The 25923-nt window shown below is 53.8% G+C and carries 19 protein-coding genes, 2 tRNA genes and 3 rRNA genes; 18 read left to right on the forward strand and 6 right to left on the reverse strand.

The genetic code is table 11. From position 1 onward, the window contains the following. The first annotated feature begins 76 nt into the window (after positions 1 to 76). From TURPA_RS13620 to acpP, 12 genes are all read left to right on the forward strand, one after another. Complete coding sequence (locus tag TURPA_RS13620) at positions 77 to 538, forward strand: NADH-quinone oxidoreductase subunit NuoE family protein (protein ID WP_014803886.1); 462 nt, start codon at positions 77 to 79, stop codon at positions 536 to 538. Further along, positions 535 to 2367 carry a complex I 51 kDa subunit family protein gene (locus TURPA_RS22595; protein WP_014803887.1) on the forward strand — a complete coding sequence of 611 codons (1833 nt, stop codon included), beginning with the start codon at positions 535 to 537 and terminating at the stop codon, positions 2365 to 2367. The genes TURPA_RS13620 and TURPA_RS22595 overlap by 4 nt, the downstream gene beginning before the upstream one ends. Further along, positions 2355 to 4106 carry an NADH-dependent [FeFe] hydrogenase, group A6 gene (locus tag TURPA_RS13630; protein WP_014803888.1) on the forward strand — a complete coding sequence of 584 codons (1752 nt, stop codon included), beginning with the start codon at positions 2355 to 2357 and terminating at the stop codon, positions 4104 to 4106. Before TURPA_RS22595 ends, TURPA_RS13630 begins: the two co-directional genes overlap by 13 nt. Next, a complete protein-coding gene (locus TURPA_RS13635; RefSeq protein WP_014803889.1) occupies positions 4103 to 4894 on the forward strand; it encodes a substrate-binding domain-containing protein in 792 nt (263 codons plus the stop codon). Before TURPA_RS13630 ends, TURPA_RS13635 begins: the two co-directional genes overlap by 4 nt. Positions 4895 to 4913: 19 nt before the next feature. Continuing rightward, a complete protein-coding gene (locus TURPA_RS13640; protein WP_014803890.1) occupies positions 4914 to 5492 on the forward strand; it encodes a hypothetical protein in 579 nt (192 codons plus the stop codon). Further along, positions 5489 to 6052: a hypothetical protein gene (locus TURPA_RS13645; RefSeq protein WP_014803891.1), complete on the forward strand. Its 564-nt coding sequence runs from the start codon at positions 5489 to 5491 to the stop codon at positions 6050 to 6052. Before TURPA_RS13640 ends, TURPA_RS13645 begins: the two co-directional genes overlap by 4 nt. Positions 6053 to 6133: 81 nt before the next feature. After that, complete coding sequence (locus tag TURPA_RS13650) at positions 6134 to 6652, forward strand: lipocalin family protein (protein ID WP_014803892.1); 519 nt, start codon at positions 6134 to 6136, stop codon at positions 6650 to 6652. A 55-nt stretch (positions 6653 to 6707) separates the two neighbouring features. Beyond that, the gene (locus TURPA_RS13655; RefSeq protein WP_014803893.1) at positions 6708 to 7229 is read left to right on the forward strand and encodes a hypothetical protein; all 522 of its coding nucleotides are present in this window, start codon (positions 6708 to 6710) and stop codon (positions 7227 to 7229) included. Beyond that, complete coding sequence (locus TURPA_RS13660; protein WP_014803894.1) at positions 7195 to 9918, forward strand: adenylate/guanylate cyclase domain-containing protein; 2724 nt, start codon at positions 7195 to 7197, stop codon at positions 9916 to 9918. Before TURPA_RS13655 ends, TURPA_RS13660 begins: the two co-directional genes overlap by 35 nt. A 46-nt stretch (positions 9919 to 9964) precedes the next feature. Next, positions 9965 to 10894: an alpha/beta fold hydrolase gene (locus TURPA_RS13665; protein WP_014803895.1), complete on the forward strand. Its 930-nt coding sequence runs from the start codon at positions 9965 to 9967 to the stop codon at positions 10892 to 10894. A 106-nt stretch (positions 10895 to 11000) separates the two neighbouring features. Next, positions 11001 to 11744, forward strand: a complete 744-nt coding sequence (gene fabG, locus TURPA_RS13670; protein ID WP_041949370.1) for a 3-oxoacyl-[acyl-carrier-protein] reductase — start codon at positions 11001 to 11003, stop codon at positions 11742 to 11744. Between the two features lie 158 nt (positions 11745 to 11902). Beyond that, on the forward strand, positions 11903 to 12145 hold the full coding sequence (gene acpP / locus TURPA_RS13675; RefSeq protein ID WP_014803897.1) for an acyl carrier protein: 243 nt from the start codon (positions 11903 to 11905) through the stop codon (positions 12143 to 12145). A gap of 34 nt (positions 12146 to 12179) precedes the next feature. Here the strand turns inward: acpP and TURPA_RS13680 are convergent, their stop codons facing one another. Beyond that, positions 12180 to 12842 carry a TrmH family RNA methyltransferase gene (locus TURPA_RS13680; RefSeq protein WP_014803898.1) on the reverse strand — a complete coding sequence of 221 codons (663 nt, stop codon included), beginning with the start codon at positions 12840 to 12842 and terminating at the stop codon, positions 12180 to 12182. A 550-nt stretch (positions 12843 to 13392) separates the two neighbouring features. On the opposite strand from TURPA_RS13680, the gene TURPA_RS13685 reads away from it, so the two are divergent. The 6 genes from TURPA_RS13685 to TURPA_RS22010 all read left to right on the forward strand — a co-directional run bounded on the left by TURPA_RS13685 (position 13393) and on the right by TURPA_RS22010 (position 21344). Continuing rightward, positions 13393 to 14910: ribosomal RNA gene (locus TURPA_RS13685) — 16S ribosomal RNA — on the forward strand. Positions 14911 to 15206: 296 nt separating this feature from the next. After that, positions 15207 to 15279, forward strand: a tRNA-Ile gene (locus tag TURPA_RS13690). 41 nt (positions 15280 to 15320) lie between these two features. Then, positions 15321 to 15393 (forward strand) — tRNA-Ala (locus TURPA_RS13695). Between the two features lie 578 nt (positions 15394 to 15971). Beyond that, positions 15972 to 19154 (forward strand): 23S ribosomal RNA (locus TURPA_RS13700). A gap of 91 nt (positions 19155 to 19245) precedes the next feature. Then, positions 19246 to 19362: ribosomal RNA gene (gene rrf / locus TURPA_RS13705) — 5S ribosomal RNA — on the forward strand. Together the 16S, 23S and 5S rRNA genes with 2 tRNA genes alongside form the textbook arrangement of a ribosomal RNA operon. A 104-nt stretch (positions 19363 to 19466) precedes the next feature. Continuing rightward, a complete protein-coding gene (locus TURPA_RS22010) occupies positions 19467 to 21344 on the forward strand; it encodes a PP2C family protein-serine/threonine phosphatase (protein WP_157210503.1) in 1878 nt (625 codons plus the stop codon). On the opposite strand, the gene TURPA_RS13715 is transcribed toward TURPA_RS22010, so the two are convergent. The 5 genes from TURPA_RS13715 to TURPA_RS13735 all read right to left on the reverse strand — a co-directional run bounded on the left by TURPA_RS13715 (position 21345) and on the right by TURPA_RS13735 (position 25891). After that, entirely contained in the window at positions 21345 to 22067 is a 723-nt protein-coding gene (locus tag TURPA_RS13715; RefSeq protein ID WP_014803900.1) for a CPBP family intramembrane glutamic endopeptidase, read from the reverse strand. 3 nt (positions 22068 to 22070) lie between these two features. Then, on the reverse strand, positions 22071 to 22460 hold the full coding sequence (gene queF, locus TURPA_RS13720; protein ID WP_014803901.1) for a preQ(1) synthase: 390 nt from the start codon (positions 22458 to 22460) through the stop codon (positions 22071 to 22073). 45 nt (positions 22461 to 22505) lie between these two features. After that, positions 22506 to 24251, reverse strand: a complete 1746-nt coding sequence (locus TURPA_RS13725) for an acyl-CoA dehydrogenase family protein (protein ID WP_014803902.1) — start codon at positions 24249 to 24251, stop codon at positions 22506 to 22508. A 104-nt stretch (positions 24252 to 24355) separates the two neighbouring features. Continuing rightward, positions 24356 to 24586 (reverse strand): hypothetical protein, encoded by a 231-nt coding sequence (locus TURPA_RS23460; protein WP_014803903.1) that lies wholly within the window; start codon positions 24584 to 24586, stop codon positions 24356 to 24358. A 9-nt stretch (positions 24587 to 24595) separates the two neighbouring features. After that, positions 24596 to 25891 carry a lysophospholipid acyltransferase family protein gene (locus TURPA_RS13735; RefSeq protein WP_014803904.1) on the reverse strand — a complete coding sequence of 432 codons (1296 nt, stop codon included), beginning with the start codon at positions 25889 to 25891 and terminating at the stop codon, positions 24596 to 24598. Between the last annotated feature and the right edge of the window lie 32 nt (positions 25892 to 25923).

A 25923-nucleotide genomic window follows, 5' to 3' on the forward strand; every position in this document is an offset into this window, starting at 1 on the left:
CGTCAATTAAGGGGCCTTAGTGCCAATCTGCACTATTCGCTTTACTGGATATATTGGTCTTGTATTGAATGCCCCAATGCCGGCGGCAGCGGAAAAGACAATTGCAGAGGTCGCGGCTCTGGTGGAGCATTACACCGATGAACCCGACAACCTCATTCTGATACTGCACGCGATTCAAGATGCGCACGGTTATGTGCCGCGCGAGTCGGCTCTCGTGCTCTCAGAGAAGCTCGGCATACCGTTGGCGCGAATCTACGAGGTTATCACGTTCTACCATTATTTTCGCACGGCGCCGGCGGGGCAGCACAACGTTGTGGTCTGTCATGGCACGAGTTGCTGGCTCGCGGGCAGCACAGCGGTGCTCGAAGCTGTGCGCAGACACGCAGCAGCGAACCCGCAGATAACCGTGAGCGAGGTGCGCTGCGTCGGTTGCTGCGCGTTAGCCCCGCTGGCGTTCGCCGATAAGCGCATCTGCACGCACCTCGACGAAGAAAAAACGCAAAAGATGCTCGCCGAACTTGGCAGGCTGCAGGCATGAAAGAACCCAGCGGCCTCATTCGTGTCGCGCTCGATTCAGGCGGCATTGCCGCCGGAGCTGCAGCCGTTTTCGACGAACTTCGCGAGCTCACGGCAAAGTACAGCGAGATCAAAGTCATAGCGGTAGGCACGCCCGGCATGTGCTACGCCGATGCGCAGGCAGAATTTCTCATTGAGGGCAGGCCGCATCTGCATTTCGGCAGGTTAACCAGGCAAAACGTCAGGCAGATCTTTGAAGAGTTTGTAGTAAAAGGGCGTATGCCCGCGCCAAATTCGGTGCATGAATATGTGGTGCTGGGCGCGCGCTCGCCGGGGCATGAATTGCCTCAGGCGGTCGCGAGTATCGTTTGCGCCGACACGCAGCAGCACGGCGATCAAGATCTGGTCGCGCTACTCAAGGCCTGCGTCGGGCCAGAGACAGAAATTATCGAAGTTGCGGATTTCGGTTTTTACAACCGCGGCTTCGCATTGCAGTTCTTTCCCGGTGGGCTAATGCTCGCCGACCTCGCTCGCGATGACATCGCGCACGCGGTCGCAATGGTGCGAAGGGGAGAAATACCCGACGTGGGCACTGTCGTTAAAGAAGCCGCGCAGCTGCGCATTGCCAGCCGCAATTGTGGTCTGGTAGACCCTGAAAGTATTGCGGCTTACGAGGCTGCAGGGGGGTACACTGCACTAAAACGGGCTTTACAAATGTCACCGGCAAAAGTCGTGAACGAAGTTCTGGCCAGTGGACTGCGCGGTCGCGGTGGCGCAGGTTTTTCAACGGGTAAAAAATGGCAGCTGAGCGCAGCCGAAACGGCTGACGAAAAATACGTCATCTGCAACGGCGACGAGGGTGACCCCGGCGCGTTCATGGACCGCAGTCTGCTCGAGGGCGACCCGCACTGCGTGCTCGAAGGTCTCATCATCGCCGGGCTTGCCACCGGCGCGAACCAGGGTTACTTTTATATTCGCGCAGAATATCCACTGGCGACGGCGCGCGTGCAGAAAGCGATCGATGCAGCTGTTTCAGCGGGATACCTCGGCAAAAATATTCTCGGCAGCAGCTTCTCGTTCGAAGCGCGCGTGCGCCTCGGTGCCGGCGCCTATGTTTGCGGCGAAGAGACGGCGCTCATTGCGTCGGTCGAAGGCAAACGCGGCAGTCCGCACCCCCGCCCGCCTTACCCCTCGGTCAGTGGGTTGCACCGAGCGCCGACGACGATCAACAATGTTGAAACGCTCGCCACCGTGCCCGAAATTTTGGTGCGCGGCGGTGCATGGTATGCTGGCATCGGCGAGGGCAAATCAAAGGGCACGAAACTTTTCGCCGTCTCTGGTAAAATACGCCGCACGCAGCTCGTCGAGGTACCGCTCGGCACCAGCGTGCGCGAAGTTGTCGAGAACCTCTGCGGCGGCATCGCCACCGGGAAAAAAATCAAAGCTGTGCAGACCGGGGGGCCCTCGGGCGGTTTTGTCCCTCAGCAGCTGCTCGACACGCCCCTCACATACGAAGACATGTCGGCGCTTGGTTCGATCATCGGCTCTGGCGGCATGATCGTGCTCGACGAAGATGTCAACATGGTCGAGCTGATGCGGTTTTATCTCGGTTTCAATACTGACGAATCATGTGGGCTGTGCGCACCCTGTCGCATAGGGGGATTTCAACTGAAACGGCTTTATGACAAACTGCTCGCACATGACGCATCGCACGACGACCTCGCGCAAATCGAGAAGATTGCGCACGCGATGCAGAGTGCTTCGCTCTGCGGTTTGGGAAAATCAGCACCGTCACCACTCTTTGCGACACTCAAATACTTTCACCCGGAGTATGAAGCATGCCTGAAATAGCCGTTGAAGTCAATGGCATCAAGATCGCTGTGAAGCCGGGCAGCACGCTGCTCGACGCCGCACAGGCGGTTCAGGTCAAGATACCCACGCTCTGCAAACATCCCGATTTGGTCGCCAACGGCGCGTGCGGACTATGCATCGTGCGCGTTGAGGGGCTTCACGGTCTGCCCCGGGCCTGCACGACACCAGTAGAAGAGGGAATGCGCATCACGACGCATGACGGTGAAATTACCGAAATCCGCAAAACCGTTCTCGAGCTCATTCTCTCGACCCACCCCAATACATGCCTTAGCTGCGGCCGCAACCAGAGCTGCGAACTTCAGACGCTCGCCGCCGACTTCGGCATTCGTGAAGACCTTTGGGGACATGCGCTTTCGGGCCTCGGCAAAGATACCTCAACTGGTTCTCTGGTACTCGATTTTGACAAGTGCATCAAGTGCGGGCGGTGCGTACACATCTGTCAAGACGTGCAAAACGTGCACGCACTTTCTTTTTTGGGCCGGGGTATGCAGACACGCATGGCACCTGCAGGTGATATTCTGCTCGCCGAATCACCGTGTGTCATGTGCGGTCAATGTTCGGCGCATTGCCCCACTGGCGCGATCGTTGAGGCCGACGAGACGGCAACCGCATGGAACTTTCTGCGGGGTAAAGAGAACTTCACCGTTGTTCAGATTGCGCCATCGGTGCGCGTCGCCATCGGTGAAGAGTTTGGCTACGAACCAGGCACAAACCTCACCGGCAAGCTCTACGCGGCTCTGCGCCGGCTCGGGTTTGATGCGGTCTTCGACACAAATTTCTCGGCCGATGTGACAATCATGGAAGAGGCGAACGAATTTGTCGAGCGCTTCAAACACGGCAAGCGCGAACTGCCGCTCATTACCTCGTGCTGCCCGTCATGGACAGACTATATGGAAAAGCTGCACAGCGACTTTATACCGAACTTTTCTTCGACCAAATCGCCGCAGCAGATTATGGGGGTGCTGGCGAAAACCTACTATGCCCAGAAGATGAACATCGACCCTGCGGGTATGCGAATGGTTTCGATTATGCCGTGCACGGCCAAGAAGTATGAAATAACCCGCGACCACGAAATGTTCGCCTCGGGTTTCAAAGACGTCGATGTGGTGCTGACCACACGCGAGCTCGCACGCATGATACGCCAGGCAGGCATCGACTTTCGTCATCTTCAAGACCATAAAGCAGATAGCTTCTTAGGTAGCTATTCGGGCGCTGGCACGATGTTCGGCACAACCGGTGGCGTTATGGAGGCGGCGCTGCGCACCGCCCAGTTTATTTTAACCGGCGAAAAGATGCCGAAACTCGTCTTTGAAGAAATTCGCGGCCTTGAGGGTATTAAAGAGACTAAAGTCGTGATCGCGCAAGAAGAAATTCGCATCGCGGTGGCGCATGGCCTCGGGCATGTCGGCGAGGTGCTCGAGCGGGTGCGTCGTGCCAAAGCCACGGGTGAAGAACCTCCCTATCACTTCATCGAGGTCATGGCCTGCCCAGGGGGCTGCATCGGTGGCGGCGGCCAGCCCTATCGCGTCACCGATGCGATTCGCAAAAAAAGAATGCAGGGCCTCTTCGCCGACGACCGCGACAAGGCTGTGCGCTGTTCGCACGACAACGCCGAAGTGCAGCAGGTTTACAATGAGTTTCTGGAGAAACCTCTTTCAGAAAAAGCGCACCGGCTCTTGCATACAACATACCATGCGCGGCCGGTTTACAAGAAATGATGCGCAGAATTCTCGCGCCTCGTTCTTTCGCTGCCGCACCATTTGTGCTGCTCGCGCATGATTTTCCTGACAGATACCAGCTCGCATTTTTTACTGACCATAACTCGGCGCTTGCCGCACTTGCGCAGTCTGAAGTTGATCTGCTCTGCACGGGCTACACCGAAACGCAGCGGTTTAGTGGTGGCGCTCCCCTGAAGCGCGTCTGCACCTACATATGGGGATTATCGGCTCTGCTGGTGCGCGACGCTCAGATTCGTGATTTCTCCTCACTTGTAAATCACGATGGCCAGCTACTGCTGCCCTTTACCGGCAGCCCACTGGATCTGCAGGTGCGGGCGTTGTTCAAAAAGCTGGCCCCGCAGCGTACGATCGAACTTGTTAACGGTGAGATTCCCGAAATACTCGGGCGGTTGCAGCAGGGTAATGCCGCGGCTGCAGTGCTGCCTGAGCCATTGGCCACCTTGCTCTGCGAGGCTGGCAAGGCGCACCGGCTCGGCGACCTTGCCGGGCTTTGGGCCAGTGCATTTGGCGACGTGATGACACCCCAGGTCTCATGCTTTTGCCGCAGCGATCGCTCCGTTGCCGGTGACTTGATGTCCGATATCGACCGCGCGGTTCTGAAACTGACGATGGCAGACGAAGTGTGCGCTCGGCGCGTCGCGGCGGCCATTGAACAAAAAGCGGAAATTATTCTGAGCGCTTTGCCTCACGTCATTTTTTCGCTACCCGAAGCCGCCGAGGCCGAACGCCTTGAGAGCCGCTACGGTAAAATACTCGACTCTCTGTGAGCGACCTTCAGCGCACCACATGCTCGCTCTCTTTGATTTTCTGGTCTGCGCGACTGCATTCTATGCCTTCACGCGTTCGCAGCAGCACCGCATATCTGACGTTCTGGCGCCGCTCGGCTTTTTGCTGATTGCAGGCGCTGCCGCAGTCGGCACGCTGCGATATGCCTGGTTTCCCGAATTTCTTCAGCTGCACAAATGGGCGTCGGCGCTGGCATCTGTATATGGCGTGCCGGCGATCGCGGCGGGCTTTTTTCTGACCGCAGAAGAGGTCAGGGGACGGCGGTTTTGGTTACTGGCAGCTGCCGCACTCTTGCTACCGGCGCTCTTGTTGATCGGTTCGCCACTCTATGCTCTGCTCGCCGGGTTAGCCGCGCAGCTTGTATGGCTTCTCGCGGCAATTCGATTTCAAAAATTGTATCGCGGTTTGCCGCTCTTGATTGGCATCAGCGTTGTCTGCGTTTCGGTCGCAGGTCTTGTTTTTGGTAAGCCAGGCGTCACAGCCGGTATCATGAATGAAAACTGGTTTCATGGCTTTTTAGCTCTGGGCATTATGCAACAGGCTCTGGCATTCAGCCTCGTGCTGAAACGGCGCACTTGAAAGACTTTCTCAAGCGCGTCATCACCGCACCGCTCTATGCAGTTGCGGCAGTCGTCGTGTTGCTCGAAGACTGGCTGTGGGACGACCTTCAGCGCTTCGCAGAGTACCTCGGCCACCTCCCGGTATTTCACCAGCTCGAAGCCTTTGTCGTGCGACTGCCGCCAGCCGGCGCGCTCGCCGTTTTTCTGGTACCGACAGTGCTGCTTTTTCCGGTCAAGCTTGTCGCACTCTGGCTCGTTTCAGGTGGCCACGTCGCGCTGGGTGTTCTGACGATGGTCGCGGCAAAAATTGTCGGCACCGCACTCGTTGCCCGCATTTTCAAGCTGACAAAGCCAAAACTGTTACAATTTTCATGGTTCGCAAAAATTTATCAGCGTATTACCCTCTTTAAGATGAGGATCTATGAACGTCTGAAATCGACTGCAGTCTACCAGCACCTGCTCCGTCTCAGACTAAACATACGCGAATCGTGGCTGCGGTTTAAGACACGGCGTAAATCGTGGCTCAGACGCCGCTGGCGCGCACTCAGAAAATTCTGGCGGTTGAAAAGAAACGACTGAAAAGGCCTTGCGCCTGGTTTCGTGTCCAAAGCAAGAACGCGTGGTGCTTGCCGCCGGCTTTTCACCCGGGAAGCGTGGCGCATGAAACGGCTGTATCCTGCTCTATTTCTTTTTGCCTTGCACTGCGCGACACCGCAACCGATGCCGAAGGTGCAGAAGGTCGATCTGCCGCGGTTCATGGGAAAATGGTATGTCATCGCAAATATACCCACGTTTATCGAGAAGGGCGCACACAATGCGATCGAAGAATATTCGCTGAATGCCGACGGTGACGTCGATACGGTCTTCACTTTTCGCGCCGATGGTTTTGAAGGTAAAGCAAAGCGCTATAGCCCAAAAGGGTTTGTTGTCGATCGTGTCTCTAATGCCGAGTGGAAAATGCAGTTTCTCTGGCCGTTCAAGAGCGAGTTTCTGATCAGCTATCTGAAAGAAGATTATTCGCAGACGGTAATCGGGCGCACTAGCCGCGATTATGTCTGGATAATGGCGCGCACCCCGCAGATCAGCGAAACAGATTATGCCGCGATGATAAAGTTTCTCGCTGACAACGGCTACGATGTGGGCAAAATCGAGCGTGTGCCACAGCGCTGGCCAAACTGAGACGCTATTTAATCGACTTTACGCCTTGCCCGCTGCATCGCAATTTCCGCTGCCTATGGGGTTGATAACCGATACCGAGCTCGCCGCCGCGAAAAAAAAGCCTGACGACCTTTGGTTTAGGCAGGGTGTGCAGGGTATAATCTCGCGCGCGATCGCAGGTTCATGGGCCGAACCCCTGATGCTGGCGCGCCGCGCGTTCGGTGAAGCGACCGAGCAGCCTTTCGAATCGATCGCCCGTTTAACAGGAAGCCTCGCCGGCAAGGTGCTGCGGCCGTTCTTCACTCTGGCCCGCAGCGAAGGCGAGCACCGGCTCGAAGACACGCTGAAGGCAACCCGGCTCGCCGAGAACATGACTGGTATCTACGGCGACGATTTTTATATCAACGACAAGCGTGTTGTTCGACGCGTGCATACGTGCCCCTTTCGCAGCCGTGAAGGTGCAACAATCATCTGCCACGTGGGCGAGGCGGCAGGGCAAGAGCTCTTCAAAGAATTGGTGCCAGGCACTCGCCACAAAGTGCATGTGACGATGGCGCGCGGCCATGCGCACTGCGAATACAGCTACGAGATTGACTGACGTGCTGCGCAAAGTTCTCAATATTTTCGTCTCGGGTATTCGCGCCAAGCTCGCGCTCTTTACCGGCAGCCTCATTACGCTGACAATTCTGATCTTAAGTTTTACGACGGTCAGGCAGCAGACTGCGATTCTGACTGAGAGTTATGAGAAACAGGCTGCCATCTCAAAGCGCTATATATCCTTACTCGTCATAGAGCTCAACAACATTGCGCACAACCTCGTCAAAATTGAAGAGTTCAGACAGCAGATCGCCGAACAGAAAAAGGCGCTAAAGGTCTACCAGACGCAGAAGGTCGTTCAGCAAGATAAACAGGTAAACCTCGGACTCTTCAAGACGAACCTGTTCGGCGCGCTCGGCAGCAAGAAAGTGCGTTACCGGGTCGATACATTCTATTCGAAATATCTTAACGAATCTGAGCTGCGTTCGCTTGAAAATCGCATTCGCCAGCAGATGGCTGTCTATACCGGGACTGCGCTGTCAAACGCGCAGTGGCAGTCGTTGCAGCGCATCGCGCGCAGCATTGTCGACACGCCCGAACCCGCGAAGCTGATTAAGCTGCGTGCCAACCTTGACAGCAAGCTCGCGGCGATTCTGATTCCGGCGAAGCGCAAGGTAATCGAAGACGCGGGCCTTGAACAAAAACTGTTTCGAATTCAGACTTTTCCCGTCACAGACCTTGAAGGCCAAGACCGGCTCGAGCCTTCGTTTGACACCAACCTGCTCGGCAAGGCCGGGCCGCTCAGCGAACTCACTTCTACGCCCGAACTCGACGCGAATCTGCGGCTGGTCTACACGCGGCTCGTTGAGGCTCCCCAGCGCGAAATCACTTCAGATGCAATTAATCTACAGTGGCAGGGCCTTGAGCTGCAAACGCTATATTCACCGCTCTTTCAGCGCCCGAATTCAACATTCTGGGCGCGAACGCTGCTCGAACCGGGAAAATCCTCTAATGCAGCGAAGCGGCTCATGCAGCAAGACGCCGAAATTGCGGCGCGTATTGCCGAAATCGCGCAGCAACTCAAGGCCCGCTTAAAAATTCTGAAGGAGCTCAAACCGCCGAGGCCGCCTTATACCGATCACGATTTCGTCGCACTCTACAAAAAGTACACTGCGCTTGTCGCCGAACGTGCTGCGGCGATCGATGCCGCTTTTCCGCCGGGCAACGACCCTGAGATCACAGACTTGCGCGCTGAAGCGTGGCGAACTCTGCGCGACTCGGCATGGGAAGACTCGATTCTGCTGCGCTACCGCAACGACGAAACCGAGATCGAGCGGTACAATAAGGTCGCCAAAGACCGCGATGCCATGCGCCGTCGCTGGGCCGAGCTGCGCAAATGGGTGGCCTCGGCGCGCAGCGAAACCGCGCCGCCGGCACTCAAGCGCCTCTATAGCCAGGGACAGATCGCGAGATCGCGCAGCGAGGCCGAAGCCATTTTATGGGACCTCGACAGCAAACCGATGTTCAGCGACGGGCAACCGACACTGGCGGCTGGCATTCTGCAAGATAACCTGACAGGCATTATGCGTACGCTGGTTGACCGCACCGAAGGCGTGGCGCTGGTGAATACCAACCGCAACAAGGTTGTCATTTCGGCGATCGTGATCGGCCTCATCTCGATTCTTCTGGCGGTTTATATCTCAGGTGTGGTGGTGCAGAAGATCAAACGCATTATCCGCAGTGCAGAAGAAGTGGGGCGGGGCAATCTCGCGGTTGAATTTGAGCACGGCGGCAACGATGAATTCGGTACGCTCACCGTCGCGCTGAACTCGATGGTGAGCGGGCTCAATGAGCGTGAAAAGATCAAGGGCATTCTCGGGTCGATGATCGATCCGGTGGTGGTGACCGAGGCCATGAAAGACCTGGCCGCACTCAAGCGCGGCAGTGAAAAAGAAATCACGGCGTTTTTCTCTGATATTGCGTCCTTTTCAAACATTTCAGAAAAACTGACCTCGCCCGAACTGGCCTCGTTGCTCAACGAATACCTCTCGGCGATGACGATCATTCTGAAAAAGTATGACGGTGTACTCGATAAATATATCGGCGACGCGATCGTCGGAATATTCAATTCACCCGTAGACGTTGAAGACCATGCCTATAAGGCAGTCATGGCCTCGATTGAGATGCAGGCGAAGCTCGTCGAACTTCGTAAAGAATGGAAAGCGCAGAACCGTTATATTCCCGAAGCACAGAATATGAAGTTTCGCATCGGTCTCAACACCGGGCTTGCGAAAGTCGGCTTTATGGGCACCGACGCCCTTGCATCGTACACGATGATGGGCGACACGGTCAACCTCGCGGCGCGTCTTGAAGCTGCCGGCAAAGATTATGGCGTTTCCATTATGGCAACAGATGCCGTTTACGCGCAGATCAAAGATCGCATTTTCACGCGCAGGCTCGATGTCGTGCGGGTCAAAGGCAAAACCACGCCGGTGACGCTTTACCAGATTATCTGCCCCAAGGGCCAGGAGCCTGCGCTCATTGCTGATTTTGCGAAACGCTATGAGCAGGGCCTTGACGCGTACCTGCAACGATCTTGGGATAGCGCGATTGGCTTCTTTAAAGAAGCGCAAAGACTGCGCAATGCGGCAGATAAGTCGTCTGAACAGTTGATCCAGCGCTGTGAAGCATACAAGGCAAGCCCGCCGCCGCCTGACTGGGACGGCGTCTATACCCGCACGACGAAATAGAACGTAATGTGACTGACGGCGCATCGGCTTCAGGCCGGTGTTGCGCATGCGAAAAAAACTCTACTGGCTTTTGAGCGCCCTGCTGATTTCGATGTGGTGCCACTATGTTTGGCTGCGCGTCGGCAAACCGCCGATGAACGATGAAGCGCGCGTGAAATTCGGCAAAAAGTCGATCGCGCTGTCGGCGGGCAAAACGGCGTTCGAATACAGTGAGGGTGAAGGGCAGGCGGTCGTGCTGGTGCATGGTTTTTCAATACCCTCAGTAATCTGGGATAACACGTACCGCGCCTTGGTTTCGGCGGGCTTTAAGGTGCTGCGCTACGATCTCTACGGCAGGGGCTTTTCAGACCGCCCCGCGGTAAAATACAGTGCCGACCTCTTTGTCGGTCAGCTCAAAGAACTCACTGATGAGCTCATCGGCAGCGAAAAATTCGTGCTCTGCGGGCTGTCGATGGGCGGCGCCATTTCGGTGCAGTTTACCGACCGTTACCCTGATCGTGTAGAAAAATTGATCCTCATCGACCCGGCGGGTTTTCCCATGCCAATGCCTGCTGCGGCGAGGCTCGTGAAATTGCCCGTCATCGGCGACTATGCTGGCCGAATTCTTGCACGCAAGGCCATGGCGAAATCACTGCCGCTGAATTTTACCGGCAGCGTGCCGCCCGCAGTTGAGGCGGCAGGGCTTATCCAGACCGATTTTGCCGGTTACGACGATGCAATTGTCTCAACCCTGCGGCACATGAATCTGACCGATCTGAAATCCACCTATGAAAGCGTCGGCCGTCGCAAGATCAAAACCCTGTTATTATGGGGTAAACACGACCAGGTAGTGCCCTATGCTCATGCGGATAGCGTTCGTGCTGCGATACCGGGCGCGAAATTCGTCTCTTTCGCCAAATCGGGGCATATACCCACGGTCGATGAAAAAGACAAAGCAAACCGGGCCATTTTGAGTTTTCTGGGCATCGAAGATTAAGGGGGATATCTCACATTTCTGTATCTGCCGAACTATGCTAGCCATTGGGTGCCGCAAAGCGTTGCCGCAATGATTCAGGGGCAAATATTGGCCTATGAAGACGGTGATTGAAGACCTGAAAGACGCAGTGGTCATTGTAACGGGCTCTGGGCGCGGTATTGGTCGCGGTATTGCCGAGCAATTTGCCGCGCAGGGCTCTAAGCTTGTCATAACCGACATCGACGCGGCAACTGCCGAGCAGACGGCGCAAGAAATCGCCAAAATGGGCGTCGAGACAATCTCAATGGCCTGCGACGTGTCAAAATATGATCAGGCAGAGGCGCTCGCGAACAAAGCCGTCGAAAAATGGGGAAAAATCGACGTTCTGGTCAATAACGCCGGTATCACTATGGATGGCCTGTTTCTGCGCATGAAGCCCGACCAGTGGCAGAAAGTCATCGACATCAACCTTACCGGCACATACAACTGCGCGCATGCGGCAGTGAACCACATGCGCAAGGCGCGCAAAGGTGCCATCGTCAACATCAGCTCGATAGCAGCAGGCGGTAACCCCGGCCAGGCTAACTACAGCGCCTCAAAAGCCGGCGTGCTCGGCTTTACCTATGCGCTCGGCAAAGAGCTCGCACCGATGGGCATTCGCGTCAACGCGGTCGCCCCCGGGTTCATCAAAACCCCCATGACTGATAAAATTCCAGAGAAATTGCGTGAGCAGATGATCGCCGCAATCCCTCTCAAACGACCTGGAGAACCCGATGACATCGCCAAAGTCATCTTGTTTCTCGCGTCTGACCTCTCCGCGTACGTGACCGCGCAGTGCATTCACGTGAACGGCGGACTAGCCGGCCTATAATTTTGATAATATGAAAATTATGGCAAAATAAAATACGGGACGAACTTGTTCTCGCAACGCGGGGATCTTAAGGGGCGAAGCCCCTTAAGTAATCCCCCCGCTCCTTTTGGGGCGGGAAAACGCTGCGCGTTTTCAATCCGCCCCAAAAGGAGACCCAAATGGCTTCAACAGAAGAAATCATGGGCAAAGTAAAAAAAATCATCTCTGAGCAACTCGGAGTTGACGAAGGCGAAGTGACCAACGAGTCACACTTCATCGACGACCTCGGCGCAGACTCACTGGATACAGTGGAACTCGTCATGGCTCTCGAAGAGGAATTCGGTATCGAAATTCCTGACGAAGACGCTGAAAAAATCCAGACAGTCGGCGACGTACAGAAGTACATCGAAGAACACTCTTGATTTGTGCTGGCCTGCCCGACTCAGGTTGGGCAGGCTATCTTTTCAGCCTGGTCCAGTCTGACCAGAGCTGCTCTTTCTCTTCTTCGCTAAGTCCCCAGTCAACAGTCTCAGAGCGCAGACGATCGCTCAGATAAAAAAGAATCATCGCGGCCGTGACAGAAATATTGTAACTCTCGGTAAACCCGAGCATCGGCAGCGCAATCGCAGCATCGGCGTTTTCGATTGCCCAGTCGCTGAGGCCCCAATGTTCGCTGCCCAATACAATCGCGTATTTTTTCGTGATGTCGAGTTCGCGTAGTGGGGTGGATCTACCCCGTGGGCTCGTTGCGAGCACCGTATAACCATCTTTTTTTAGCGCGGCGAATGCGGCTGCTGTGGAATGCTGCACTCCCTCTGGCTTGATGCGAAAGTCGACTTTGGTGTTCGCGAAATTTTCGCGGTATTTTTTAATCGTCAGCCAGCTCGCCGCACGACCCGCAACCTTTGCGTGCGCATTGAAGGCATGGCGGTTCTCGGCGATATGAATATCCTGTATGCCCAGACCGTCAGCGGTGCGCAAGACTGCACTGGCATTCAGGGGGTCGTAAATATCTTCCAGCAGAACAGTGAGGCGGCGCGTGCGGTTTGCGAGCGCGGCCTGCAATCTTTCGCGGCGCTTTTCAGTTAAGAATCGCGCATCACCGTCACCCGTCACCATGTGCCGAATTGGCAGGCATTTTTGCAGCTCTGTCAACCTTAAATGTCTCCCTGTCGTCTCAAGGCGCTGATGTGACATAATAACTGCAATTCTTTTTGCCGACTTTGCGCATAATGGCTATACTCCTCATCACGGTGAGCCCGTAATCGGCCTCACTGCATTGCCACAAGGCCTAGGGCCCACCGGCAGATGCTTAATCTCGGGACATAAAAACTTCAATTTAGTTGACGCTCTGTTGAGCGTTCACAAACTGGCTCTCCGCTAACGACGCCTACGGCGTCTCTAGCGAACCTTCAGACGCGTTTGGCGCAGCTGAATGATCTGTTCTTTGACAGACGGATAATGATAGAAAATTGTTATGAAGCTTGAATCTGTAGCAATACAGACGCAAGGACTTCGTAAATTTCTTTAAGAACCTTGAGCAAAAGTCGCGCCAATTCACTTGGCGCGCAAACAATGATGAATGACAAAAACTGTCCAGCGACAGTTTAAAGGGTCAATCAAACACCGTTTTATATCAAGGCATCGCTTGCGATGCCTTGATTAAACTATAATGGAGAGTTTGATTCTGGCTCAGAACGAACGCTGGCGGCGCGTCTTAAACATGCAAGTCGAACGATCTGTAGCAATACAGGGAGTGGCGGACGGGTGAGGAACACGTAGGAATCTACCTCGAAGAGCGGGACAACTTTGGGAAACCGGGGCTAATACCGCATAGTACAGAGATGTTAAAGGGCTAGCAATAGTCGCTTCGAGATGAGCCTGCGGTCTATCAGCTTGTTGGTGAGGTAATGGCTCACCAAGGCTACGACGGATAGCCGGTCTGAGAGGATGATCGGCCACACTGGCACTGAGACACGGGCCAGACTCCTACGGGAGGCAGCAGTTAAGAATCTTGCGCAATGGGGGCAACCCTGACGCAGCGACGCCGCGTGAAGGATGAAGGCTTTCGGGTTGTAAACTTCGGTAGACTGGGAAGAAGAACTACGTTCGTTGAGGGCGTAGAGTGACGGTACCAGTCTGAAGCCCCGGCTAATTACGTGCCAGCAGCCGCGGTAATACGTATGGGGCAAGCGTTGTTCGGAATTATTGGGCGTAAAGGGCTCGCAGGTGGTTTGTTAAGTTGGTGGTTTAATCTCTGGGCTCAACCCAGAGTCAGCCTCCAAAACTGGCGAACTTGAGTACGATAGGGGATAGCGGAATTCTCGGTGTAGCGGTGGAATGCGTAGATATCGAGAGGAACACCAATGGCGAAGGCAGCTATCTGGATCGTAACTGACACTCATGAGCGAAAGTGCGGGGAGCAAACAGGATTAGATACCCTGGTAGTCCGCACCGTAAACGTTGTATACTAGTTGTTGGTGGTTTCAACGCCATCAGTGACGTCGCTAACGCATTAAGTATACCGCCTGGGGAGTATGCTCGCAAGGGTGAAACTCAAAGAAATTGACGGGGGCCCGCACAAGCGGTGGAGCATGTGGTTTAATTCGACGATACGCGAGAAACCTTACCTGGGTTTGACATGGATTTGACTGGGGTAGAGATACCCCTTCCCGCAAGGGCAGATTCACAGGTGTTGCATGGTCGTCGTCAGCTCGTGTTGTGAGATGTTGGGTTAAGTCCCGCAACGAGCGCAACCCCTATCTTCTGTTGCCATCATTAAGTTGGGCACTCTGAAGAAACCGCCGGTGACAAACCGGAGGAAGGTGGGGATGACGTCAGATCAGCATGGCCCTTATATCCAGGGCTACACACGTGCTACAATGGCCGGTACAGAGGGACGCAATGCCGCGAGGTGGAGCAAATCCCACAAAGCCGGTCTCAGTTCAGATTGCAGTCTGCAACTCGACTGCATGAAGTCGGAATCGCTAGTAATCGCAAATCAGCATGTTGCGGTGAATACGTTCCCGGGCCTTGTACACACCGCCCGTCACACCACCCGAGTTGGAGGTACCCGAAGAGGCTGTTGCCAACCGCAAGGAGGCAGGTCGCTAAGGTAAATTCGGCGAGGGGGGTGAAGTCGTAACAAGGTAGCCGTACCGGAAGGTGCGGCTGGATCACCTCCTTAAAAGGAAACCAGTTGAACCAAGAAGATTCGCAAGAATTTCCCTTGGGACTCAAGGTACATTATCCGTCTTTTGAAGAACAGATCGAAGGCCATAGGGCTTTGAAAAGTAGAGCTTGTAGCACCTAGTGCGGATTGCTATCGCTGCGAAGATATAAGCCGAAGGGCTTGTAGCACTTCCGCGAAATGCTGCGCATTTCGCTCCAGAGAGCGAAGACGCTCACAGTGGTTAGAGCACTCGCTTGATAAGCGAGCGGTCGCTGGCGATGAGACTGTAACTAAGAGTTTCAAGCAATAATGCGCTTGTAGCTCAGTGGTTAGAGCACTCGCTTGATAAGCGAGGGGTCGCTAGTTCAACTCTAGCCAGGCGCACATGGGATATTAGCACCGATGACGGAGCTGATACCTATTAAGGGGCATTAGCTCAGCTGGGAGAGCGCCAGATTTGCATTCTGGAGGTCAACGGTTCGATCCCGTTATGCTCCACAAACTTTAAGTAAAGACTTAAAGTTACATTGAAAACGCGGAGCATTAGCACCGAAGACAGAGCAAAGGCATTTCGTAGAAACGCCACTGCACAGCTGGGAGAGCGCCAGGTTTGCATTCTGGAGCCGCCGGAACGGCGGACGCCGCAGGCGAGTCAACGGTTCGCAGCCGAAGGCCCGGCGCGAAGCGACGGCTCCCGTTATGCTCCACAGCGTAACCTGAGCAAGTAAGTCGAAGAGCTTATCTTCACCTTACTTGTTTAGGTACTCTCGCCTAACGGCGAGCATAGCTAAACCACCGAATCATAGAGATGATTCAGTGAAGTTTGACAACGAATATGGGTAGAGGATTAATAAGAGGCGCGCGAGCGTTGCTTGTTGATCCAACACAATTTTGAAGAAGATTTAAGAAAATAACGCGCATTGATACGACAGGATGTCGTTCAGTCGGCGCGGGCACGATGCCCGCGAGCGCCGACCGAATGGCCGAGCCATCGTATCTATATGAGGAAAAGAATTAAGTGTCAAAAAGATCGTATAACAGATCTTCGACTCAGTGAGTCGAAGGGAGCATAATATGGTCAAGTATTTAAGGGCGTACGAAGGATGCCTTGGCACTACCAGGCGATGAAGGACGTGGTTACCTGCGATATGTCCCGGTGAGCTGGAAGCAAGCTTTGACCCGGGAATCTCCGAATGAGAAAACTCTGTACGGCAAAACCGTATAAACTCCGCAAGGAGTGGCTAAACTCAGGGAATTGAAACATCTTAGTACCTGAAGGAAAAGAAAGTAAAAACGATTTCGTTAGTAGCGGCGAGCGAACGCGAAAGAGCCTAAACCGGTGTTATGTCAAGCTTGAGGGCGTTGTGACATTGGTGTTGTAGGGCTGGCATGGGTTCACCTCAATGGACCTGCAAAGTTACCAAATTGCCATGTAAGAGAAGTGTTTGGGAAAACACGCCATAGCGGGTGATAGCCCCGTATCTGAAACATGTGTGATCTTTGAGCCAGTACCTGAGTACCACGGAGTACGTGAAGTTCCGTGGGAATCTGCGAAGACCATTTCGTAAGGCTAAATACTAGGTAGTGACCGATAGTGAACAAGTACTGTGAAGGAAAGGTGAAAAGCACCGCGAGAGCGGAGTGAAATAGATCCTGAAATCGTACGCTTACAAGGTATGGAAGCCCGCAAGGGTGACCGTGTGCCTTTTGTAGCATGAGCCTGCGAGTTACTGTATGCAGCAAGGTTAAGGGATTGAAGTCCCGGAGCCGAAGCGAAAGCAAGTCTGAATAGGGCGATTTAAGTTGCATGCTTTAGACCCGAAGTTGAGTGATCTAGCCTTGGTCAGGATGAAGTGGCGGTAACACGCCATGGAGGTCCGAACTCGTGAATGTTGAAAAATTCTGAGATGAACTGAGGCTGGGGGTGAAAGGCCAATCAAACTCAGCGATAGCTGGTTCTCCTCGAAATGTATTTAGGTACAGGGTTCGATGTTTCGTTGTGGGGGTAGAGCGCTGTTTGGGCTAGGGGCCTTACCCGGTTACCAAACCCAGGCAAACTACGAATACCACAACGTTAGAGTCGAGCACTGAGTCAGTGGGTGATAACGTTCATTGGCGAGAGGGAGACAACCCGGACCGACAGCTAAGGTTCCTAAATCTATGCTAAGTGATAAAGGATGTTCAATCGCACAGACAATTAGGAGGTTGGCTTAGAAGCAGCCACCCTTTAAAGAGTGCGTAATAGCTCACTAATCGAGCGATTGGGCGCCGAAAATGTACGGATCTAAGCATAGTACCGAAGCTTCGGATGTCAGCAGCAATGTTGGCGTGGTAGAGGAGCGTTCCTACAGCGGCGAAGGTATAGCGAGAGCAGTGCTGGAGCGGTAGGAAGTGAGAATGCAGGCATGAGTAGCGAAAATGACGGTTAAATTCCGTCACACCGTAAGCCCAAGGGTTCCGCAGCAAGGTAACTCCGCTGCGGGTTAGCCGGTTCCTAAGGCAAGGCCGAAAGGCGTAGTCGATGGTAACCTGGTTTATATTCCAGGGCTTAGTTTAAGTGGTTTGAGCGATGGGGTGACGCAAGAAGATAGGGAATCAGCCTAATGGATGGCTGTATAAGGTCGTAGGCGTTGAGATGATCAGGTAAATCCGGTCGTTGAGCTGAAAGCTGATATCGAGTGGGCCTTCGGGTTTCACGAAGTTTCTGATTCTATGCTGCCTAGAAAAACCTCTAAGTGACACTTGAACTAAACCGTACCCTAAACCGACACAGGTGGGCGAGGAGAGAATCCTCAGGTGCGCGAGAGAAACCTCGTTAAGGAACTCGGCAAAATAACCCCGTAACTTCGGGAGAAGGGGTGCCTCATTATCGTGCAAGCGAGAAGGGGCTGCAATAAAGAGTCCGCGGCGACTGTTTACCAAAAACACAGGTCTCTGCAAACACGTAAGTGGATGTATAGGGGCTGATACCTGCCCGGTGCTGGAAGGTTAACAGGAGATGTTAGCAGTAATGCGACGCATTGAATCGAAGCCCCAGTAAACGGCGGCCGTAACTATGACGGTCCTAAGGTAGCGAAATTCCTTGTCGGGTAAATTCCGACCTGCACGAATGGTGTAACGACTGTGGAACTGTCTCAACGAGGATCTCGGCGAAATTGTAGTGGCAGTGAAGATGCTGCCTACCCGCAGTGGGACAGAAAGACCCCGTGAACCTTTACTGTAACTTGGCATTGGTTTTCGGCTTTGTATGTGTAGGATAGGTGGGAGACTTTGAAGTTGCGGCGCTAGCCGTGATGGAGTCGTCCTTGAAATACCACCCTTACGAAATTGAAAACCTAACCTGGCGTTACTTTTGTGTTCGAATTTGTCCGGCCTTTGGCCGGCCAAATTCGTAAAAAGACGACAAGAGCCTTGGATAGGATAAAGCTGCGCTTAACGCTCATCCGTGAGCGGCGCAAGCCCTCGCACCTCGTGTGCTTGGGTTCACAATCTTCTGTTTCTAAATTTTTTAGGATAAGAGTTAACGAGTATTATTTATCTAAGGCTCCGGTTCGAACATAAAAGCAACGTCAGGGACAATGTCAGGCGGGCAGTTTGACTGGGGCGGTCGCCTCCCAAAGAGTAACGGAGGCGCCCTAAGGTTCCCTCAGCACGGTTGGAAATCGTGCGAAGAGTGTAAAGGCATAAGGGAGCTTGACTGTAAGACTTACAAGTCGAGCAGGGACGAAAGTCGGGCTTAGTGATCCGGTGGTTTCCGAATGGAAGGGCCATCGCTCAACGGATAAAAGGTACTCCGGGGATAACAGGCTTATCGCGTCCAAGAGTCCATATCGACGACGCGGTTTGGCACCTCGATGTCGGCTCGTCGCATCCTGGGGCTGGAGCAGGTCCCAAGGGTTTGGCTGTTCGCCAATTAAAGCGGCACGCGAGCTGGGTTCAGAACGTCGTGAGACAGTTCGGTCCGTATCCACTGTGGGCGTTGGAAATTTGAGAGGACTTGTCCCTAGTACGAGAGGACCGGGATGAACGAACCTCTGGTGTACCGGTTGTGGCGCCAGCTGCAACGCCGGGTAGCTATGTTCGGAAGGGATAACCGCTGAAAGCATCTAAGCGGGAAGCCTCCCTCAAGATAAGATTTCCCTGGTGGGGTTCGCCCCATCCTGAAGACCCCTGGCAAACTACCAGGTTGATAGGCTATAGGTGTAAACAGGGTTAACCTGTGAGCCAAGTAGTACTAATCGGTCGTGAGGCTTGACCATATTATGCTCTGAATGATTTTAAGGGGGCTACGCCCCCTTAACAACCCCCTTCGAGATACCATATTCGAAATCAAATTAACGACAACCCAAATCTGTGCGCAATAGAGCAAGGGTCACACCCGTTCCCATCCCGAACACGGAAGTTAAGACTTGCATCGCCAATGGTACTCGGTTCTTCGGAGCCCGGGAGAGTAGGACGCGCACAGGTTTGGGTTGTCGTGCGTTTAAGGGTTGTTTTAAAATTTTTGTTTACTTTGCGCGCAAACCTGATTGCATTGCCGCGTGGTGAGCCGTTTTTTGCTTCTGCCATTCGTGCTCACACCCATATTTGCTTTCATCGAAACTGCTGAAATACGGTTAGCTGATCGCGGCGCAACTTCGTTGCGTGGTTTTTGGCAGTTTTCGTCAGGCCCCGACACACACAAATTACGCGTCGATAAAGAATGGCGCCTGCAGGGCATCAAGAATGTCGCCAACGGGCGCTTTAGCCTGGCGATCGATATACCTGCAGAATTGCGCACCGGTGATTTTGCGATTATTCTCCCGCCGGTTTCGGCAGCGGTACGTATCTCGCTAAACGGCCAACTGATCGCCGACAAAGGAATAGTATCGCCCGCATTCAGATATCCGCAGAATTCATCAGAGGCATTTTCGTGGTACCCGGTGAAAGCAGAGTTGCTTCGTGCGGGTTTGCGGCAAGAATTGGCCCTCGATATCACTGGCTTTCATGGCGGCGGTGGGCTTTATGGCAATTCGCATATCTACTTCGGTGGTCTTGAGGCGATAAAAGAGAAGTATAACTTCATTTTTCTGATGACGGCCTTCTTATCGGCAGCCATGTTCATGATTGCCATTTTTCATTTTGCCCTTGTGTCTGATAAGCACTATCGTCGCGCCAATCTGCATTATGTGCTGCTGTCATTGGCGATGTCAGCGCATATCTTGGGCATGAATGGACTTGGCTATTATCTCTGGAACGATTTCATTTTTAACGCGGCGCTGATACACCTACTGGTGGCAGCATTTCCGTTTGCACTCACCGGTTTTACCCTGCGGTATTTTCAGCTGCATTATCCGGTGATTCGCCGGCTCGCATATTGGTATGGCAGTGCGATGGCGTTGTTTTTGGCCACTGTTGCTGCTTTTCCGGTGTTTATTCCGTTATACTTAAATGTCGGTCTGCCGTTTGGTGTGACGGTTATGGCTCTGTCGCTGGCGTTTGCGATTTTCGGCGCGATACAAGGCGTGAGACAGAATATCGAGGGCGCGCAGCTGGTTCTGATTGGTCTTTTGACCTATGGTGTCGCGGTACTCAATGACGTTATTTTCTATTTTTATTCTGCCACGCAATATAAATTTGCGGATGCAGGTTTTCTTGTGACTGTCATCTGTGTGGCCCTCGCTCTTGCCCAGCGTTTGCAGCGGTCTGCGTTCGAGAAAGAAGAACTGCGCGACTGGAAAAAAGAGGTGTCTTTGGCTGCGCAGATTCAGAATCTCGCGCTGCCGCGCCGCAGCATAAGCAATGCGAACCTGCAGATCGAAACGCTGTTCAAGCCCATGAAAATAATTGGCGGGGATTTTTTTGGGTTTCATGAAATATCTGAGAACGTAACCGGTGTTTTGATTGCAGATGTCTCGGGGCATGGCATCGCCGCTGCGCTCATGGTGAACACACTCAATACGGTATTTTTGCAGCAGCGTGAGAATGCTGCAAACCCGGCCCAGTTAATGCAAAAGATGAATGCCGCGCTGTACCCGCATCTGCAAGAGCAGTTTGTAACAGCGGCTTATTGCCTGCTCGATTTTTCGGCGCGCAAGATACTCTTCGCTCAGGCCGGCCACCCGCCGATATACCTTCTTCGCCGCGACGGACAAGGGCTTGAAAAGGTGAAGCCGAAGGGTAAATTCTTCGGTTTTTTGCCGCAGATGTCGTATGAAATAGCCGAACTCAGCATGAACGATTACTCACGGTTATTTCTTTATTCTGATGGCGTTATTGAAGCCGGGGCGATTCAGGGGCGTCCGTATTCTGTTGCACGGCTCGAAAATTTTTTGCTGAAGTCTGGTCAGCTTGCGCCGCCAGAACTTCTGGCTGCCCTGGATCGCGATATTCAACACGCCACGCAGACTTCGATGAACCACGACGACGATTCGAGCTGTGTCGTCGTTGACCTGCGGCTCGCAGCCTGATCAGCCCTGAGTTTTTGCGGCAGCAGCGAGCATCGTTGAAGCGGCCAGCAGGTTCTGCAGCGAATGGGCACAGAAGGCCGGCCAGAGGCTTCCGCTCCGAAATGTCATTGCGTGCAAAACGAGTGACATCGCGAATATGGGCGGCAGCGCCGTGAGGCTGTGTGCTCCTTCTACGTGCACAGCGGAAAAAATCAAAGAAACAAAAAGCCCCGCTATCACACTGTCGCGGCTGCGCTCAGAGTCAGTAACGAGAACACCGAAAAAGAGGCCCCTGAATACCCATTCTTCGTAGGCTGGTACGACGACTGAGGTCAGCACGAGAAAGGCTCCGCGGTTTTTGAGGATGTCTTTCATATCCAGATAAGCGAGCTGGCTGGGTTTGGTATCGAGTACCGCGTAAAGCAGGCTGAACAATACCATCACGAGCAGAATCAGCGCACAGGCAATAACCAGGTAGCGTGAATCAGTCTTGCGATAGGTATAATTACGGCCACCTGTGAAATAGAGAAGCAGGGGTGCCGGCAGTAAGAAAGCCACCATTTGGGCGATGACGCTGTACATCAATGCCATAAAGCCAATCCCGGTTGTGGTCGAGATGGTCGCGGCGGGTATCAACCGGCCCTGCAGCGAGATGATCGCGCGTGTCAGCAGCATGACAGCTATGAGATAAAGCGGAATCGAGAGATAGCGCAGCCAAAGAGGACGCAGGGCAGAAGGCTGCATCTCTTAGCGCGAGTAGCTGCGTGAGACCGTGGTCGTTATGCCGCCGCGCGGATTGTAAACGACGCTGATTTCGGCGCTGCGCATATCAGCCGCGAGAATGATGTCGTCGAGCACACGGTTGACAACGTTCTCATGGAAAATGCCGACAGTGCGGTAACTGAGAAAATATTCTTTCAGTGATTTGAGTTCGAGACAGTATTTGTCAGGTGAATAGTTGATCGTGACCACACCGAAGTCGGGCAGACCTGTTTTCGGACAAATGGCTGTGAATTCGGGAAACTCCAACCTGATATTGTAGTCGCGGTCAGGGTAGATGTTTTCGAACACGTCGATTTTGGGCAGGTCGAGTGCCCGAATATGCCCTTGCCGCCCTTCGTACGCTGTTTCAGCCATTTGTTTTAACGTTGCCGGCACCGTGGCGATGCCGGCATTCTTTCTTTAAGCGGCCGCGCTCAATGTCACGGTAAGGCCTGCCAGGTAGCGTCGGCTCATCACATGAAAATGGGGAAACACCTTCGCTTTTGATTCGGCAATTTCTTTGAGGCCTTTCTCTTTGGCAATCTGCAGCTGCTGCGCCAGCAATATCGAAACGTAGATGCGCGAGAATGCCGCCACCATGTCGATGGAAACGGCTTCTTTTTCGGTGCGTTCTTTGTATTGTGGTACCAGTTTCGCCAGGGCTTCGACGTCAGCCGTCAGTGCGGCTGCCGTCTTGCTGTCGCTGAGCCGGCCGATTTCGCTGCGCAGGTGCGCCATGAGAAAGCCGCCCTCGCGCAGACCTTCGACGATGCCGCCGATTGCGGCAACAGCCTGAAGCTGTGTTGTGCCTTCGTAAATTGTGCAGATGCGGGCGTCGCGGTAGATTTTGGCGATATCATATTCTTCGGTATAACCTGACCCACCAAAAATTTGCAGCGAGTGGTAGGCAACGAAGTTTGCTTCTTCTGAGCAGAAGAGCTTCGCAGTCGGGGTGAGAAGTTTTGCGAGTTTGTCGAGGCGCACAACTTCTTCGTTCTTGCGCACCGCGCGCTCGTCACCGGTTTCTTTCAGCAGCTTGTTTGAGAGGCCGTCGTACTTATCGACAATTTCGCAGGCGCGATAGACAAGCGCCCGCATGCCCTGGCAGAGTGCTTCGTTGTCTTCGATAATGCGCTTCACGGCCGGCAGCTGGTCGATCGTGGCGCCGAACTGTACGCGCTCTGAAGCATATTTGCGGCCTTCGGCGTGCGCTGCCTGTGCGATACCAAGCGATTGTACGGCAATACCCATGCGTGCGCCGTTCATCATGCCCATTGCATAACGAACGAGGCCGAGGCCTTCTTCGCCGATCAGTTCAGCCTTGCTGTTTTCGAACACGATTTCGCAGGTGGGCGAAGTATGCAGGCCAAGCTTTTCTTCGATGCGCGCAACCTCAATTTCTGAGCTGTGCACGAGAAAAAATGACAAACCCTTTGCGCCAGCGCCGCCTGAGCGCGCGAGCGTCAAAATGACGCTGGGGCGGTCGCCGACGCCGCAGCCGTGGGTAATAAAACGCTTGGTGCCCGTGAGGCGCCAGACCCCCTGTTCGTCTTTGACTGCGCGGGTCATCACACGCGAGAGGTCTGAACCGTAATTGGGTTCAGTCAGCGCCATTGCGCCTGTGACCTCGCCGGCAGACATCTTCGGCACCCAGGTGTCGGTCATCTCTTTACTGCCGAAACGCTCAATGACTTCTGCGAGGTTAAAGCAACCGAGCGTGATACCAAAGGCAGAATCAGCCTGCGAAACCAGTTCCATGACGATTGATGAGGCGGTGAGGTTCATGTTCAGCCCACCATGGTGGCGGCCCATAGAATAGCCGAGCAGCCCTGAGCCAGCGAACAGATCGATGAGTTTAATCGTCTCGGGCGGAAACGTCACCTTGCCGTTATTAAATTTGAGACCGTGCTTTTCCATCGAGCGGGCAGCCCCGGCGATTTCGATGCCGGCGAGTTCGCCCGATTGCTGCCAAACAGCTTTGTATCCTTCCAGTGCTTCTTCGACAGTTGCAGGGGCGTATTCGAGGTGCTTGTCGCCCGTCGCCTTATATTCGGCCGCATCTTTGAAGCCTTCTTCTTTGAGCGGAATAATCGTCGCCCAGTCGACAAAATGGTCAACTGTGAAGAGCAAATCTGCATTGTTGTCGAAATAGTTGTTCTGAATCATGTGTCCTCCGAAGACGCGTCGATAATTTTCGACCTATTCTGCGGGCGAAACACGCCGTCAAGGCAGATGCCTTGCGCAGCTACCCACAGCGTCTGGGGCGCGCTTCACATCAGGTACTTATTGAGCTCAACCGGGTCAGAGGTCTCGTCAAAGAGTTCATTGCACTTTGTACACTGGTAGCGCGCAAAGATTGGTTTTACAGATATGCCGAGCAGCAGAGCAAAAAATCCCCAGCGCGAGTATTTGTTCTTGCGAATCACCAGAGGGTGGTGACGATTGTGACCGCAGCTGCAAGTCTTGAGTCCCTGTGCAGCCGAGGCGGATTGAGAACTCATATGATCAACTTACTGTATTCGCGACTTAACCGCTAGTATTTCTTCTGCGGGGAAAAGCGGCTTTGTGAGGCTCTGCGCTTCGTCGAGCAGCTTCTGCATATCAGCGCGTAGTTTGTTCGTGAAATTTTCGACGGCTGCCTTGCGGTCGCGACGGTTTTCGGTCACGAGTTCTGAAAGCTGGTAAGGCTTGCCGAACAGAATGTGTGCGCGCCTCGGCAGGTGAGAGGGCACGCCACCGAGTGCGCGTGGTACCTTTTTGAAAAGGTAAGATTCGTAGCGGTCAAGCCATTCGTAAAGCCGTTCGGGAGTCGGATTATCAAGAATATAGTCGCGTTTCATGACTATGAAGTCAAAGATCTGCACGGCGTCGCTGTGCGCCTCTTTAATGGTCTTGGCGCTCAGCTTCGGCAGTTTGGGGTCTGGGTATTTCAATTGGTGCAGTTCGACGAGGGCAAACAGGCTGCGCCATTTGCGAATTGCGTCTTCTTTTTTGTCGTAATTTGCTGCCTGCAGTTTCTCGGCGAGGCGGTCGAGCATCGCGTGGCGAACGCGCCCGATGCGAAAGTCAAAACCTTTGTCCGTTTCTGGCGTGACAGCAAAGTCTTTTTCGGCCTTTTCGAGCAGGTAGCGGCCGACGGTCAGAAACCGGTGCAGCAAATGTTTGTCTTTGTTCAGATCTGCAATGCCGATTTTCTTTTCAATTTTCACCAAAGACTTGTTCAGATCGTGCAGAATTTTTTCCCGCGGCGAAATGATGATGAACTTCATAAATCCGTACCAGACATTAATATCTGCGTTCGGGTCGAGTTTGCGTGCATCTTCGAGACCCCAGAGCCCAAGCTGCGCGACGCCCGGCTGAAATGGCATCAGCGTATCGACTTCACCTGAGGTGGGTTCACCTTCGGGGAAAATCACGAGCTTGCCGGTGGGTTCGCTCAGAATCTTGCGGGTGAGTTTCATCGCATCGCGGTCGGGCACGCCGGCGATGACCGAATAGGCGCCGATGCGCCGGATAAACCACCCAATCGCGCCACCCTGCCAGTTAAAGACCTGGCGCGAGGCCATGAACTTGAAGCGCTGGCCGAGCAAGCGCCCGAGGTAAAACACGAGCGGTGGTTCAGCAGTCGAAGGGTGGTTCGTGAAGAAGAGCAGCCTTTCAGATTTGAATTTTCTCAGCTGCTCGATGTCTTCGGGTTTGATGACCACTTCGCGAATATTCTGCATCGCGGCGAGCAGCGGAAAATAGAGTTTCGATGCCAGCCACGGAATAAAGCGGTTTTCGACAGGGGGTATAAAAAGGCGCATTGGTAAACATGGTGTTGAGCATTTGCGTTGTC

This window comes from Turneriella parva DSM 21527, assembly GCF_000266885.1.
In the GTDB taxonomy this organism is placed as follows: domain Bacteria; phylum Spirochaetota; class Leptospiria; order Turneriellales; family Turneriellaceae; genus Turneriella; species Turneriella parva.